We start from the raw sequence: 16,230 nt of genomic DNA on the forward strand, positions 1-16,230 counted from the left end.
GACATTCGCGATATGTGATGCTGACGGTTGGTTTTCGACGGAGGAGGGTGGACGTGCGCGGTAGCCGTCCGAGCGAGGAGCAGTTGCGGCACAGTTTCGAGTCCGCGCTGGCCGCTGCCCGGCAGGGACTCGGCGTGCGCAGCGCGACCGGCCTCGACGCCCCCACCAAGGAGGCCCTGTGGGCCATCGCCCGCTCCCACCCCGATATCCCGGACGCCATGATCGCCGCCGCCGAGCGATCCTTCGCCGGCCAGCTGGACGGCAGTAATGCCGATCGCTGGCGCGCGGAGATGTCCCGACGGATCGCCGAATTCGATGCGGCGACCGAGAGCTAGTGGCGGCACAGGAGACGATCGCGTGACGATTTCGCAGGAGAACAACGGAAACCCGGCCGCGACACCGGAATCCGCCCCGGGCGAGGACGCCCCGGACTTCGACGGTCTGGCCGCCGTCATCGGCGTCGAGGAACCCGATGCCGAGCCCGCCCCCGATATCGGCTTCAGCATGACCGCCGCCGAACCGGATATCCCGCAGCGGGCCCGTACCCTGGCGCACCGCATCGCCCAGCAGCTGCGCGACCAGGGCCCGGAGGGCTGGACGCGGGTGCACGCCGCCTTCTCGCTCACCGTGAGCGGTCACCGTGCGCGCATCGACTACTCCGACGACGAGCAGCGCCACGCGCAGCTGCCCGCCACCCCGGAGATCATGGACCTGGTGGTCCAACACCGCAGGCTCGCAGCCGAACTGGGCGACCCGTGGTGGCGGCTGGAACTGCGGGTGACCGCGGCGGGCGAGCTCACCGTCGACCACGACTACGGCGACGAGCCCTTTCCGGCCGACCAGATGCTCGCGCCCCAGGACTATCTGGCCGATCTGGTGGCCTTCCCCCGCGACAGCCTGCCGACCTGGCTGGCCGCCCTGCTGCGCCACGACGACCGCCAGTCCCGGACACCGCACCAGGCCGCGGCCGCGGCGCGCGCCGATCGGGAATCCGGCTATTTCCCAACGGTTTCGGAGAACGACTTCCCGAATCTGCCGGTGCTGTGGGCGCGTTGGGCCGCCATCGCCGCCGCGTTCGTGGCGGTCGGCTCCGAATGGGGCCCGCGCGTGCTCCCGTCCTTCGGCTGGTTCGAGGGCTCGCGCCGCTCGGGCGCGTCCCTCTACCTGCTGCCCGGCGGTCGCGCCGTGCTGTCCGGCGGCGTCTGGAACGCCCCGGAACTGGTGGCCGCCTACGACAATCAGACCCCGCTGCCGAACCTGTACGCCGGTGCCCCGGCGTGGGTCGCCAACCCGGTGCTGAACACCCGGGCCAGCGGCGGCATGCTGACCTTCTGCTACTGGTGGGAGCGCGGCCGCTGGTATCGCGGCGCGTCACCGGCCGCCGCCGACCTCGCCCCCGCGGTTCCCGGCATCTGGACCGCCGCCACCGTCGTCGGGGTGATCAGCGATCTGGTCGCTGCCGACCCGACCGACGAACAGCGTTCCGCGGTGGCCGAATTCGTCGCCGCCGCCGAGCGTCGCGACGTCACCCAGGCCGTGCTGGAGGCTGCGTTCGCCGAGCGCGATCTGGACGCCGCCCACTACCAGCTGGCCATGGCCGGGGTGTCGCGCATCGGCCCGGAACCGCTGCCGGAGCCGGAGGCGCTGGACGCCGTGCGCCACCACCTCCGCACCGAGGACATCGACACCACCGCCTATCCGCTCGATCGGCTGCGCGCGGAACGCCTTCCGGTCGGCTGGATGGTCTATGCCCCCACCGAATCCGAGGAGCCGGTCATCGACCGTGCCCTCTACTACGTCGCCGACGATGGCGTGGTGGAGGCGACGACCTCCAGCATGCCCGCGTCGGTCTACCTGCCGGGCCTGGAAAAGCGTTTCCGCCAACGACATTCGCAGTGAAGCGGGTCGGATGAATGGGGAATGTGTGTCGGCGGCCCGTAATCTTTCATGCGTTGGTCGAGTTAGGAGCGGTACATGGGTGACGGCAACAAGTTCTACAACCCTTGGCGCGATCTTTCCGTGGACTCGCACGCGAAACACGACCGCCTGCAGCTGGATCCGGGTTCGGCCGAGGCGGGCGCCAAGTACGCCGCCGAGGCCATCACCTCGCTGAACGCGGCCAAGGGCTACACCTACCTTCTCAACCAGTACACGGGCTTCAGCGACAACAGCATCCTGCAGTCGGCGCTGAACCTGGAGGACCGGTTCGCCAAGGAGGGCGGGCGGGTCGGCGGCATCATCGACGACTACATCACGATGCTGAACTCCATGGGCGACACCTTCGTGGCCGCGGGCAAGACCTACCGGATGACCGACGACCAATCGAAGTCGGACTTCGACACCATCAAGACCCAGGCGAATAAGGACATGACGTTCGACGGCATCCCGCTCGACGGCGCGACGGCCCTGGACAGCTGGTCGGACTCGTCCTCCCCGACACCCTCCGACGCGAACGGCATGGGTGACATGGCCGCGGTCGGGAAGGCGACCTCGGGCCGCTACACCGATGCCATCGGTTCCGAGGACCCGTCCCATCACGACGGCAAATGGTTCTTCGATGTGGGCCAGGGCATCCATCCGACGCCGATCGCCGACCGCAGCGCGCTGTGGAAGTGGATCGCGCAGGTGATCTCCTCGTCCTTCGAGACCCTCTCCGGCTGCGTCAAACGCCTGGAGTCCGACGGCCACTGGACGGGCAAGGGCGCCGATGCCGCGGTCGCGGCATCGCAGCAGTTCGAGGCCCAGGCCAAGGCCTTCTCCACGGATCTGTACGCCATATCCGAGAACCTGCTCTACACCGCGACCTGGCTGAGCCAGACCAAGGCGGCCATGCCGACGATCTGGGACGACAGCTACCGCGGGACCTCGACCGAGACCTACATCATCAATACCGGCACGGCCGCCTTCACCGCGTGGTACATCCCGGGAATCGGCAACTCCAGCACCACGATTCCGATCCTGGTGGATCCGACCGCTCCGCCGAAGAACGACAATTCGGGATCCCCGCGCAACGACTACACCGGGCCCGGGCCCTATAACAAGAGCGGCGGCCCGCGCGGCAATGTCTCGCCGAGCGGTCCGGGGGGCGGCGCCGGTGACCCGAGTGCGAAGAAGCCGGGCGGCAAGACCGATCCCAAGGGCGCTCATCCGGGCAAGGACGATCCGAAGAACAAGGACGCCAAGGACCCGAACGGCAAGGATGCCAAGGATCCCAACGGCAAGGACGCCAAGGATCCCAACGGCGGCAAGACCGACCCGACGGGTAAGAACCCGAACGGCACGTCACCGAACGGCTCGAATCCCGATGGCACCAACTCGAATTCGTCGAATCCGAGCTCCTCGTCGAATTCGGGTCAGTCCGCGCTCTCGGGCTTGCAGAGTGCGCTGCAGTCGATGACGTCGCAGGGGTCGCAGACCACCGACCAGAAGAAGGCACAGGACCTGAAGGACGCGCTGAAGGATTCCCCGCTGACCAATCTGCTCGACAATCTCAAGGTGCCGGGGGGCGGTTCCCCCGGCGGTGGCGGCCCGGGCGGCTCCCCGATCAAGCCGCTGGCCGAGGTGGCCAACGCCCGGCTGTTCCCCCGTGCGGCCGCGGCGGAGGAAGCGATCGACGGCAGCATCGCCGGAGCCGCCCGCGCGGGTGTGGCTTCCGGTCCCGCCGCGGGCGGCATGGGCGGTGGCGGCATGGGCGGCATGGGCCACGGCGGTGGCGGTGCGCACGGTGGCCAGGGCAAGGAGCACAAGCGTCCCGAGTTCCTGGACTCCAGCGAATACCTGGACGAGGCGATGGGCACCGCGCCCATCGTCGCGAAGCCCGTGGTCGAGGGCTGAATCCGTGCTTCGGACCTGGAAGTTCACCGATCTCGAGTTCCTGTCGCTGTGGCAGGGCCTGGAGGAGGAGTTCCTGCCGTACCCGCTGACCTTCGCCAGCCGCACCGAGTGGTGGGACGACCATCTGGCGAACATGGCGCGCGCCCGGGAGAGTCTGCGGACCCGCGAGGCCGACTACGCCGCGGTGCTGCAGGCGATGCTGATCCCGGAGGTGCGCGTCGAGGTGGAGGGCTGGGACGGCCGGGAGCTGCTCTCTGCGTCCGCCCGCATCCGCCTGCTGGGCGTCCGGTCGGGCGACGCCGGCTATCTGCTGGTGCAGCATCCGGGCGAAACCTACCGGCACGGCAGCGGTTTCACGCTCTCGGAGTTCTATGCCGAGGAGCTGGCCGAACGGGTGGTGGCGGCGCTGCCGGACACCCCGGCGGGCCGCGACTTCGGTGATCTGGTGCTCGCAGAGACCGAGGACACCGACGACACCGACTACGACTTCGGCATGTCGCCCGCGCACGAAACCCTGGAGGGCACGGTCGTCACCCGCGCCGCCGACTTCCTAGCGGCCCCCGCGCCGAGCATGGGCACCATCGATGTGGTGCAGGGCCGTTCGCGTTTCGGCCCGCGCGGCATCGCCCGCTACCGCCTGGAGTGGCGCGACCTGGAGGACGACGGTCGCTATGTGGTCACCGGCGAGCATCCCCCGGTGGCCGCCGCGGCCGACCGCCGCCGCCTGGTGACCACCCTGAATGCCCATATCACCGAGGTGGTGCAGGTGATCGCCGATGAGTGAAGGAAACAGCGTGCCCGTGGCATCCTCGGACTTCCCGACCGAGTTCACGCTGTCCTCGCGGACCGGCTCGATCGTGGTGACCACCACGGAACAGGGCCTGCCCCGGGCGCTTTCGGTGGAACGCGATCGTCTGCGCGAGGACCCGGAGCTGCTGGCCGCGGAGATCCTGCGCCTGTGCCGCCAGTCCGCGGCCCGCGCCGGGATCGAGCGCCGCGCCCAATTGAAGGCCGCCGGTCTGGCGCCCGAACTGCTGGCCCTGACCGGCCTGCCGACCACGGAGGAGGTGACCCGCCAGGAATATGTCGAGGAACAGGAGTACGAGACGGAACCCGACAGCTGGCTGCGCCCGATCTGAGCCGATCCGGTCCGCGCCCGCCCATCCGGTTAGTGTGGTCCCGTTCGACCCTAGGCCGACCGGCCGTGTCATGACCCCCGCGACGGAGTAGACGATGCGAATCAGCCGCGATCAGGTGGAGCTCGACGACTACGGGCGCATCTGCTACGAGGACGAGCCCTACACCGGCGAGGTCGAGAAGTACGCGGACAACGGGCAACTGGTGCTGTTGTTCACCTACGACGACGGCGTCGAGGACGGACCCCAGCACGAGTGGTGGCCGGACGGTAGCAAGCGGTCCGAGGGCGTGACCCGCATGGGCTCCGCGGTGGGGGAGTGGCAGTACTGGTACGAGAACGGCCACCTCAAGGAGCGGGTGGTGCTCGACGACCAGGGCCGGGTGCTGGTCCGGCAGCGCTGGAACGCCACCGGTGAACAGACCATGGACAAGACGACCCGCCGATGACCAAATTCACGGTGCGGCAACATCATCCGCTACGAGCCGGGTAACCTGCGGAATACTTGGCGTTCACCGGACCGTTGGGCTGTTCGTGAACTCTTCGCTGTACCGAGCGAATATCCGCTCTGTATAGTTCAATTCGAAATGATCTTCCTGATGGGGGTCTCATGAGCCACCTCGTTGCCACACCGGACGCGATTCGCGCCTACGGAGAGGCCTCGGCCACGATGGCGAGCGCTGTCGCCGGTGCCGCCGCGGTCGACCAGGTCGCCACGGTCGCCGGGCTGGTGCCGGTGTTCGGGCTGATCGGTCAGGACTTCTTGCTGAGTTACGCAGGCGCACAGGGCAATCACCTGACGTCGGTCGCCGAACTCGCCGCCGTGCACGCGGGGACGGCGGTCACCGCCTACGAGGCGGCGGCCGATTACGAATCCGTCGACGACGCCGCCGGAGTCGATTTCCTCTCCTTATCGCGGGACCTGTGAGTACGCCCTTCGACCAGGGCTCGACCGGAGCCGTGCAGGCCACGCCCGCTGCGGCGAGCGCCCAGTCGGTGGCGGATGCCTTGCGCGACACCAACTTCGCGCCACTGCTGGACAGCCCGGTCGGCGATGTCCTGCAGACGCTGGGCCTGCCCGCGCTGCCACAGCTGCCGGCCATGCCCCCGCTGCCGGATATGCCGCCGCTGCCGACCCTGGATCTGACCGCGCTCACCAAGCCGCTCACCGATCTGGCGTCCGCGTTCGGCACCGGCCAGCTGGGTCAGGGGCTGGACGCGTCGAAGATGCTCTCCGGCGTCTCGAGCGCGCTGCAGCAGGTGATGTCGATCGCCCAGTCGGTCATGTCTCTGGCCGGCTCGAATTCGTGGCAGGGCTCCGGCGCGACCGGCGCGGCCGAGAAGGGCACCGCGGCCCAGACCAACGCGCTGGAGCTGGAAGGCCAGAACCTGCACCAGAAGACGGTCATGGCCGGCGCGGCGACCTCGGTGGCCACCGGCGCGGCCCTGATGTCGGCCATCATCACCAAGTTCGTCACCGGTGTCACGGTGGCGGCACCGTTCATCGGCACCCCGCCCGGGCAGGCGTTCCTGCTGTCCCTGGCCAGCGAGACGGCCGCGGAGGCGACCGCGGTGGTGGCCAAGACCCGCACCGAGATGACGGTGCACAGCGCCAATATGACCACGGCCGGACAGAAGGTGAAGGTCACCGACGCCCCGAAGGGCGTGGACTCGCTCTCGCAGGTGTCGCAGCTGCTGGGCCTGATCTCCCCGCTGAGCAGCGCCGCGAGCACGGGTGTGCAGCAGCTGCAGCAGCTCCAGTCCATCAGCCAGACCTCCGACGTGCAGCCGACGCCTGATGCGGAACCGGTTGCCGCGCCGATGGATTCGGGCGGACTCGGTGGTGGCGGTCTCGCGCCGATGGGCGGTCTGGGCGGCCTGGGCACGTCCTCGACGCCGCTCGGCCAGGCCAGCCCCCGCACCATGAGCGCGACCACCACGCCGCCGGTCCCCGTGCCCGCACCGATGCCGGCCACCGGCGCGCCCGGCATGGGTGGTGGCATGGTGCCGCCCATGGGTGCCGGCGCGGCCGCACAGGCCGGTGACGCCGATGAAGAAGTGCGCACCAACATGGTCACCGCCGAGCACGGCGACGAGGTCGTCGGCGAGCTGGGCTACACCGGTGTCCCGGTGGTCGGCGCGGTCGGCACCAACGGCCCGCGCCCGGCCCAGTGATCGCCGAGGGCACCGAAACCGGGTCGTTGTATGTCCGGGCGACACGGTAGGATTCGCCCGGAAAGGGAGGGACAATGAGCGAATTCAATTTGGGCGGTGTGCGTTTCGACGCGGACACGGTGCTGGCCGCCGCCGCCGACCTGGAAGCCATGGCCGACCGCCTGGAAACCGCCCTGGGCGCGGACACCCCGGCGCTCTCGGTGCCCGCCGCCGGCTCCGACAAGGTGTCCCTGGCCGCAGCCGACACGCTCACCGCCGTCGGCACATCCTTCGTGTCGCAGAGCGGTCTCGGCGTGGACGAGCTACGCAAGCTGGCCGCCGTCGTGCGCAATCAGGCGACTACCTTCGGACAGGTCGAGACCGACAACTCCACGGACTTCACCAACCTCTGAGCAGAACTCGGTGCCGGACCGCCGTGATCGCGGGGGTCCGATCGAGAGTTGGGGTTGCGCCTACGGATGCTCGAGGTGGGCGGGAAGCGGTTCCGCCGCTTCCGCTTCCGACTCGAAGGGCGGAGTCGATCCGGCCAGGCTGAGGTACCCGTTCACGCTCTGGGTGAGGGCGAAACCGAACCCGTCGGGGGTGCGCGCGTACCCGACGCGCGGGAACTCGTCGGGCTCGGAGCTCGTCGGCCAGCCCAGTTCGCTCCAAGCCCGCAGCATCAGATCGAAATAACGATCCGATGTCTCGGGCGTGGTGCCGAGCACCCAGTACCTGATGTCCAGGAATCGCAGCGGGTTGTCAGGATCGCTGTCGTCCCAGGTCAGCGTGACGCCGCGATGGAACACCGCCTTGGGCAGGTCCGGATGGCGGACTGTCAGCGACAGCTCCGCGGGCAGCGCGCGCAACGTCTCGCCGAGGTGCCGTAACAGTTGTGCGCGGGCGGCACTCTGCGTTGTCGCCGTTGGCATTCGGTCCCCGTTTCCTCGATTCGAAGGGTGCGCGCTCAGCGCAGCCGGTGCGCATTGCCGGTCAGGATCATGCCCAGGATCCGGTACGACTCGTGGGCGGCGCTGAAGTAGTTCTTGCCGCCATGGTCGTCCGGATTCCAGCCCAGACGAGTCCGGGTGGGCCTGGTGCCGGACTCGAAAACCCTAGCGCCGAACCCCGGATCGCTGGGTTTGGGACCGTGGGTGGGCGGCATCAGCTCGAGAGAGTCGTACTCGGCCATGGTCGCGAAGACGTGGTCGCCGATCTCGGCTGGGCCGACGCCGGTCAGTCGCAGATCCCCTACATTGGTGACACCGGTGCCGATGCTGCCGATGAAAACCAGCGCATCGGTATTCAATTCGTATCCGTGCCCGGCCGCGTGCCCGGCAGTGACGCCACCGTACGAATGCGCGATGGTGGTGGTGTTCGCGGGCGGTCCCTGATGGGTGGCCCGCAGCCCGTCGTGGAACTCCCGCAGCTTCGCCGCACCGCCCTCGGCGTGCCCGGAATGCATGCCCTGGACCAGCGAATTCGGGTTGTTGTAGGCGCCGAACAGGATCACCGACGTCTCCGCGTTCGGATCGATCGCCAGGGCGGCCTGCCGCACCTGCGCCAGTGTCTCGAGCGCGTAGCCGACACCACTGCGCCGCCGGAACGCACCGGCCACTTCAATGGCCACGTTCTGGGCGGTATCCGGATCGCCCAGAGAGTAGATGTACTGGAGCTTCTCGTCGATATACGACAGGTGGACGGCGGGCATACCCTCCTCGGCCGGCAGGCCGAGATAGTTCTCCCGCATATCCCGAATGATGTCCAGGCGGTCCTGGATCCGCTTCCGCTCGGCCAGCACCTGCGGTGTCTCCGGCTCGGCCTGGGCCCGCAGCATCTCCTGCTCGGCCTGGTGCCGCAGCACATCGAAGGTTTGCCGGTTGTACCGATCGCGGTCGGCATGCGGTATGCCGTCGCGGTTTCCGATGAACGGGTCCGCGCGATGCCAGGCGTCCTTCTCCTCGGGGGAGAGAGTCTGCCACTCGTGGTGCAGTTGCTGTGGATCGGTCGGCAGCCGGTGGTCCGGATCGGTAGGGAGCCCGATGTCCGGCACCGGCGTGTGGTCGGGATATTCCTCCGTACTCGGCGGCCACCGGAACCAGCGTTCCCCGGTCCGGACATCCTCGACCATGTGATGGTCGCCCACGAGCCGCAGCGGTCCCGAGCCCGTCGCATGGTGTGCCTGTGCGAGATGCTCGGCCATCTCGGCTCGGTAGACCAGGTGGGTCTTCATGATGGCGCCGTGGGTGGGAATGGACAGGTAATCGAGCGCGTCCGCGGCCCGGCGTTCGAGGCGCACCGTCTCGACGTATTCCCGATCAGCAGCGGACAATTCGGGGTCGCGACGGCCGACGTCGGTGAGCAGCTCGTCAACGTGCCCGCGCGCACGCTCGGTCAGGTAGTCGGCGATGATCCGTCGCCGGTCGGCCGCACCCGGTGTGCCCTCCCGCAATCCGAGTTGTTCGGCCAGGGCCAGCGCTTCGCGACGAGTGGCGGCGTGGTTCTCCGGCAGCCTTTCGGCCAGTTCGCGCAACTGGCGGATGCGGCCGAGATCGTGCGGGGTGGGCGCGGCGTCGTGATCGACCGGTCCCGGTCGCAGGATGCCCGGATCCGGTATGCGCGCCTGATCGATCAGCCGCGCCAGGTCCGGATCATGCTGGGCCAGTAGCCGTTCCACGGTGGGCGCGTGCTCCGGATCGTGCAATCCGAGGTGGTACATCAGATCGTTGAGATCGCGGCGCAGGGGATCCATGACATGAGGCTTGGCACGCGCCGCGACGCCCTCGCCGATCTGCTCGACCAGCACGCGAAGTTCGGCGAAGCGGCCGCCCAGATGCGAGGTCATCCGGGTGGGTCGATCGTCGACCGGATCGATGACCACGTTCTCGTCCTGCGCCAGCCGGATCTCGGCCAGCTCGTGCGCGACGGCCCGAACGACATCCTGGTCCCGGGCATGCGGGGAAACCTTGACGTCGTACCCGGTGATGTGCCCGGATTCGTCTGTCCGCGCGCGGAATTCGGCGACGGCATTGCCGGTGGTCGGGCCGACGCCCACGGTGATGTCGATCGGGCGGCCGTCGTGCGTCATCTCGAATCGACCGGTGTCGTGGTTCCACGCCACGCCCTCGGGCTCGATGAGCCGCAGATTGCCCTCGACCTTGCCGACCACGGATTCCGGTGTCAGATCCGCCATCCCGGCCGGGCGCGCGTCGCCGCGGAATTCGCCGACCGGACTCGCCGTGCCGTGCTCGGCCGTCGGATCCGCATGCGGAGGCTCGACCGGCTCGCCGGTGTGTGAAGCCTCGACGGAGTGAACGGGTTCCGCTGTCGGTGGGAGCCCGCGGGGTTCGGGTGGTCCGCCCGGCGGATCCAGGGCAGCGTGCGATGGGCGGTATTCATCGACGAGGTTCTCGGGTCCCGAGGGGAAGTCGGCGTAGCGGCCACTGAAGTTGTGGCATTCGCCCATGCTGTGGTTGCAGTTGGCGCAGTACGGGGTGGCCTTCGGTGCGTCGCCCTCGAACGGTTTGTAGGTCTGGGAATACATTTCGCCCAGGGCTTCCGGGCCGGTGGGCATCTCGGGCAGCCCTTGCCTGCGGAGTTCCACGTTCGCCCGCTCCCGCGCCCACAGCGCCGCATTGGCGGCCTTGACTTCGGCGTGGCCCCAGGGCCGGTCGAAGTGCGGGTAGGGCCGAACCCCTTCGGGGTAGCCGGGATAGGTTTTGCTCTCGGGTCTGCCGTCGCGGCTCAGGTTGGGATAGCCACCCTCCGGCCGCGCCAGCCCGGCGGCCTTCATCGCGTCGATATTGGCCTGCAGCGTGGGATGGCGCTCGTCCTTCGGGACGACCTCGTTCTGCTTGCCGTTGATCCCCTCGTAGGCGATACCGGTCCGCAGGTCGACCACCGCGGCGGTGACGTTGCCGTGCGACTTCGGGCCCACGTAGGTGCCGTCGGCCTGAGCCTTGGCCACTCGCTTCTGTGTCTTGACCGGCTTCTCGCCCGGCTGCTGCGAGAACTCATCGGCGGCGGCACGGATCTTGGCGGCCCGCTCGCGCGCGATCTTGTCGACATGCTCCTCGACGGGCTTGCCGTCGACGGTGGCGATGAGTTCGCCGATCTTCCCGATGCCACCAGGATGCTCGTTCAGGTCCGCGAGCGGCTTGGTGTCCGTGGTGGTCGGGGCCGCCTCATGATCGTGCGTGTGCACAGTCTGCGGATGTAGGTATGCCTCAGGGATATTCGGGTGCGCGTGACCCGCATCGTGCCCGCCGTGCTCTTCGAGCTCGTAGCGGTGCGCGAGCTGAGCATCGTGTTCGGTCAGCAGTCGGCGCACGGTGTCTGCATGGGTGGGATCGTGCATGCCGAGGTGGTCGGCGAGCTCGCGCAGGTCCCGGCGCAAACGCGGAAGTTCGTGCGCGTGCGCCGGATCGGCGTTCGCGCGGTCGATGTGCTCGGTGAGCACCCGCATTTCGGCGAACCGGCCGCCCAGGTGGCTGGTCATCGTCGAGGGGCGATCATTGTGCGGGTCGACGAGGATGTGCGGGTCCTGTGCCAGCCGGATCTCGGCCAGTTCGTGTGCGAGCGCACGCGGCACGTCCACGTCGCGTGCACGTTCCGAGAGCACCACCTCGTAGCCGGAACCGTCTGCCCGCGCATGGAATTCGGCCACGTTGCCGTCTCTGGTGGCGCCGACCCGGACGTCGACGGTGCGGCCGTCGGGGAGCCGGAAGTGCTGTTCGTCGTGGTTCCACACGACGTCCTCCGGGGCGATGTGCCCCAGATTCTCCCGGATCTGCTCGTGGACGAATTCCGGTTGGAGGTGCTCCGTGCCCTCGCGGGCATCGCCGTGGAAGTCGCCGATCGGGCTCGCGTTCCCGTGCTCGTGTGTCCCGGGGGCATCCGGCTCGTAGGAGATGGTCCAGCGATGCTCGGGCTGTGGCGGCGAGTATTCGGCCATCCGCTCGTGCGGCAACTTGTTGCTGCCGCCAGCGTCGATTGTGTAGTAGTAGTCCCGGTTTCCGGGATGCTCGAAATCCTTTTCCTCGATGAGCTCGAACGGGTTCGCACCTTCCCGGTGCGCCCCTTCCAGCGCTTCCCACAGCTTGGTGCCCAGAATGTGGTAGCGAGTACCGGGATCGCCGCCGACCTTGTCGGGTTTCATGTCCCACTGGACCTCGACGCGTCCGCCGGGCGCGAGGATCTCCGAAAGATGCCCGGCGATGGCGTGATACGCCGCATCCGGGAGTTTGGCGCTGACATTGTTGATGAAGACCCGCGCGATATCACCGCCGAGCAGGTGGCCATTGCCCAGCATGTCGCCGTACACCATGACGGTGCCGGGTTCCATGAGCGGCCCGGCGTCGAGCAGGCCCAGATCACGGCGGCGCTGGGCGCCTATCGCGGCATCCGCGAGTTCGGTCTTGATGATCAACCCGCCGCCGGCGCGGTCGGCCGCCGGGGTCATCTCGACCGCGAATGCGCCGCGGCCGACGCCGACATCGATGGTGTGACCACCCGCCGCGGCCGCGGGAACCGAGGGCCGTGGCTGGCGCTCGATGGGCTCGTTGTGCTCGCCGAACCGATACTGCTCCAGCGGAAGCCGATGCTGTGGCTGCGGGCGGGGCATCACCTCGACCGTGGACAGGCCGTCCACCGCATCGTGCAGGACGACCGTGTACTCGACATTGAGCCCGTGCTCGGCCGCCGCGCGGTTGGCGCGGTCGATGCCGCGCAGGAAGTCCGTGAGGGTGGTGTGCTCGCCGCCGACGTCCATCCGCCCGGTCGCGTGATCGATGGTGGCGGTGATGCGGTCGGGCGCGGTCGCGAAAGCATCGGCGGCGGCGTGCATCTGCGCGAAGCGTTCCGGGCCGAGGGCATCGCGCGCCGCCTGCGGCATGCCGTCGTGGAAGCCGTCGATGGCCCGATGGATGGCAGCGGCCTGCTCCGGGCCGCGCAGGGTCGGATGGTTGATGGCCGCATTGATCGGATCGAGCGCCTTCAGCAGGCCGGGCACCTGGCCCCGGGCGGGCCTGGCCTCCTCCTCGAAGAGCCGCTCGAATACACGCCGCGAAAGCTCCTCGCGCATCCGGCCGTTCAAGCCCTGCTCCTCGGCGCGCAACAGATCGCCGGCGTGCTCGCCGGTCATCAGTTCACGCAGCCGGGCGAGATGATTCTCCGCGGCGTGCTGGAATTCGTCCTCGGTGAGGTGCTGGTTGAAGGTCGGCCGATCGGAGAGCACGCCCGCCTGTTCGAGCGCTATCCGGTGTGCGAGGTCCGGATCGTGCGCGGCCAGTAGGCGTTCCACGGTCGGTGCGTGCGCCGGATCGTGGAATCCGAGGTGGTCCATGAGATCGTGCAGGTCATGGCGCAGCCCGGGCAGCTCGGCGGCCCGGGCCGGATCCATGACGGCCCGATCGATATGGGCGGTGAGCGTGCGCAATTCGGCGAAGCGGCCGCCCAGGTGCGTCGACATGCGGGTCGGCCGATCGTCCCGCGGATCGATCAGGATGTCGTCGTCCTGCGACAGGCGGATCTCGGCCATTTCGTGTGCGAGCGCGCGCACGACGTCCTCGTTGCGAGCCTTGTTCGACACCCGCACGTCGTAACCGTCCGCGCTGGGCCCGAATTCGGCCACATGCCCGTTCGAGGTCTCACCGACCTCGATCCGCACGATGCGCCCGTTCGACAGGACGAAGTGGTTCTCGTCCGGATTCCAGGCCACCCCTTCGGGGGCGATGAGTCGCAGATTGTCCTGAATCTGCTTGTGCACGACATCGGGCGTGAGATCGCCCTCGGTGCGGGCATCTCCATGGAAATCGCCGACCGGACCCGCCGCGGCGACGTCGTATCTGCGTGGGTCCGCGGGTCGGGCGCGGTCCGCGTGCTGGGGCGGGTCGACGGGAATCGGGAGGATGGTCGCCCCGTCGGGGTGCGCGTTGGGCGAATCCGCGTGATCACCGGGCGATTCGTGGTGATCGCCGGGGCGCGTGGGCTCGCCGGACAGGTTCAGGAAATCGTTCGGTCCGCTCGCGTGCGCGTCCACGTGCTGCTCGTGGTCGCCGGTGGCCGGCTCGGCGCGCGGTGGGGTCGGTTCGACGCCGGTGCGGGTCGCCTGCACCGGGGCGTCCGGCCGGGTGGCGCGGTCGACCCCGGCGCGGGTGTCGGGGGTCCTGGGCGAGCTGCCGTCCGTGGGCTTGGGCGCCGTGCCGTCGGCCGGCCTGGCGGTGCTGCCGTCCGTCGGGGTCCGGAGCGGATCGCGCGGTGTGACAGGCGATTTGGCCGGGTCTCCCGCCGGTGCGCGAGTCTCGCCGGGTGCGCCGTGCGTGGACGAGGTCGTCGCGCCCTTGGCGGGTTCGCCGTCGGCGCGGGTGGTTCCGTCGTTCGAGAAGTTCGTCGCGGTCGTGGAATTCGCACCGCTGGACGGATCCGAGGTGTGGTCCGAGACGGATTCCGGTGTGCGCGCATCCACCCCGGTGTCATGTGTACGAGCCGGATCCATCGCGGCCGTCGCGTCTCCGGCACGATGCTCCGGAGTGCCGCTCGCGTCGGGCCGCGCCGCGTCGCCGGATGGCGAGCCCGAGTGGTCGCCGACCGACTGGGTGTCGGCCGAACGCTGCGACGGGGAATCAGTTGCGCCGCCGTTGTCCTGCGCGTTCGCGTCCAGTCGCTCGCGCCTGCCATCGGAGGTGAACGAGCCGTTGTTGTCGGACCGGTTGGAGTCGCCACCGTGGTCGGCCTGCTGGTCGTGTGCATGGTCGACGGGTGCCGGGTCGGCCGCCGTCGGGGCACTGGCCGCATGCAGCTGGGGGCCACCGGCCTGCTGACCGTTGTCGCCGCTCCGCTCGCCGGTCGAATCGCCCGGATTCCCGTGTTGTCCGTTGGCGTTCGGGTCGGCGGGGGTGCCGTGTTGTCCGTTGGCGTTCGGGTCGGCGGGGGTGCCGTGTTGTCCGTTGGCGTTCGGGTCGGCCGGGGTGCCGTGCTGTCCGTTGGCGTTCGGGTCGGCCGGGGTGCCGTGCTGTCCGTTGGCGCTCGGGTCCGCGGGAGTGCCGTGCTGTCCGGCACTCGGGTCCCCGGCCGTATTGTGCCCGTTTCCGTTGGCGTCGGCTCCGGGGGTGTGCCCGTCCGGGGTGGTGCCCGGTTGGTCGAATGTGGCGGGTTTGGTGGTGGTTTCACCGGGGAGATGCGTGCTGCCGTCGCCGGTGTCGTGCCCCCGCATCGGGCCGTTGTGGTTGGTGTCGCCGTTGTATCCGTGCAGGCCGCTGGGTCCCGCCCCGCCGAACGCGCCGCCGGTCATGGAGCGCGGGTCGAAGCTCCAGTCGCCGTTGACCAGTCCATTGGCGAGCCAGCCCGCTCCGGCGCCGCCCACCCCGGCGGTCGCGCCGGTGAGCGCGCCGTTGAACGCGCCCTTCCAGCCGCCCATTTCGGTGGGCAGGGCGTGGTTCGCGCCGAAGCCGATCGCGCCGCCCGCACCGCCGGACAGTCCGGCGACCAGTGCGTTCTTCCCGATCGCGCCCCAGTCGAAGCCGTGCCCGTGCCCGTCCAGATTCTGGATGGACTCGACCAGCAGTTCCTGCGCGGTGGACTGGATGACGGAAGTCACCGCGCCCTGGCCGATCTCGTAGATGAGCTTCGGCAGGACCTGCTTCAGCAGCGCATTGGTGATCCGGCCCTCGATCATGCTCTCGATCCGCCTGACGAACCCCTCGCCCAGCTCACGGAACGCGATGCGCGCCGAGGCGAAGACCGCGGCCTCCGATTCGGGCGCGAACGGCCCGGTGGCCGCGGCCCAGGCGAGCTCGCCCAGCAGCCACCCGCCCGCGATATAGAAGTTGAGCTTGGCCGACTGCAGTTGATCGCCGAATCCGTCGGCGGCCGTGGACAGCTGGCGGTAGTTGTCGCCGAATTCCTTGACCGAGCCGTGCCCGGAGTCGTCCCCGTAGCGCAGCGGCTTTAGCCATTTGATGATCTCTTCGCCGCCGGTGCCGTCCGGATAGGCCTTGTCGAGTGCACCGAGCAGGTGGTCGAGGTCCTGCAGTAGGTCGTCGGCCTGTCCCGCAACCGATTCCAGGTCACGGGCCATCTGCCACATGGTGTCTTCGTTGCCATGCGGC

At 69.0% G+C, this 16,230-nt stretch carries 11 protein-coding genes; 9 read left to right on the top strand and 2 right to left on the bottom strand.

Annotated elements, in window-relative coordinates:
* The first annotated feature begins 53 nt into the window (after positions 1-53).
* The 9 genes from ACFXN1_RS00590 (at position 54) to ACFXN1_RS00630 (ending at position 7,536) form a co-directional block, all read left to right on the top strand.
* Positions 54-335 carry a hypothetical protein gene (locus ACFXN1_RS00590; RefSeq protein WP_379437305.1) on the top strand — a complete coding sequence of 94 codons (282 nt, stop codon included), beginning with the start codon at positions 54-56 and terminating at the stop codon, positions 333-335.
* Between the two features lie 22 nt (positions 336-357).
* Positions 358-1,899, top strand: a complete 1,542-nt coding sequence (locus tag ACFXN1_RS00595; protein ID WP_379437303.1) for a hypothetical protein — start codon at positions 358-360, stop codon at positions 1,897-1,899.
* Between the two features lie 75 nt (positions 1,900-1,974).
* The gene (locus ACFXN1_RS00600; RefSeq protein ID WP_379437302.1) at positions 1,975-3,834 is read left to right on the top strand and encodes a hypothetical protein; all 1,860 of its coding nucleotides are present in this window, start codon (positions 1,975-1,977) and stop codon (positions 3,832-3,834) included.
* 4 nt (positions 3,835-3,838) lie between these two features.
* Complete coding sequence (locus ACFXN1_RS00605; protein ID WP_379437300.1) at positions 3,839-4,618, top strand: ESX secretion-associated protein EspG; 780 nt, start codon at positions 3,839-3,841, stop codon at positions 4,616-4,618.
* Entirely contained in the window at positions 4,611-4,973 is a 363-nt protein-coding gene (locus ACFXN1_RS00610; RefSeq protein WP_379394531.1) for a hypothetical protein, read from the top strand. The genes ACFXN1_RS00605 and ACFXN1_RS00610 overlap by 8 nt, the downstream gene beginning before the upstream one ends.
* 94 nt (positions 4,974-5,067) lie before the next feature.
* The gene (locus ACFXN1_RS00615; protein ID WP_379394533.1) at positions 5,068-5,418 is read left to right on the top strand and encodes a toxin-antitoxin system YwqK family antitoxin; all 351 of its coding nucleotides are present in this window, start codon (positions 5,068-5,070) and stop codon (positions 5,416-5,418) included.
* A 161-nt stretch (positions 5,419-5,579) separates the two neighbouring features.
* Complete coding sequence (locus ACFXN1_RS00620; RefSeq protein WP_379437299.1) at positions 5,580-5,897, top strand: type VII secretion target; 318 nt, start codon at positions 5,580-5,582, stop codon at positions 5,895-5,897.
* Entirely contained in the window at positions 5,894-7,144 is a 1,251-nt protein-coding gene (locus tag ACFXN1_RS00625; protein WP_379437297.1) for a hypothetical protein, read from the top strand. Before ACFXN1_RS00620 ends, ACFXN1_RS00625 begins: the two co-directional genes overlap by 4 nt.
* Before the next feature lie 74 nt (positions 7,145-7,218).
* Complete coding sequence (locus ACFXN1_RS00630) at positions 7,219-7,536, top strand: PE family protein (RefSeq protein WP_379394537.1); 318 nt, start codon at positions 7,219-7,221, stop codon at positions 7,534-7,536.
* Positions 7,537-7,596: 60 nt separating this feature from the next.
* On the opposite strand, the gene ACFXN1_RS00635 is transcribed toward ACFXN1_RS00630, so the two are convergent.
* Positions 7,597-8,055 carry a hypothetical protein gene (locus ACFXN1_RS00635; protein ID WP_379394539.1) on the bottom strand — a complete coding sequence of 153 codons (459 nt, stop codon included), beginning with the start codon at positions 8,053-8,055 and terminating at the stop codon, positions 7,597-7,599.
* Positions 8,056-8,090: 35 nt separating this feature from the next.
* On the bottom strand, positions 8,091-16,199 hold the full coding sequence (locus ACFXN1_RS00640) for an alpha/beta hydrolase (RefSeq protein ID WP_379437296.1): 8,109 nt from the start codon (positions 16,197-16,199) through the stop codon (positions 8,091-8,093).
* Positions 16,200-16,230 lie beyond the last annotated feature (31 nt).

This window comes from Nocardia sp. NPDC059154 (assembly GCF_042755705.1).
GTDB lineage: Bacteria > Actinomycetota > Actinomycetes > Mycobacteriales > Mycobacteriaceae > Nocardia.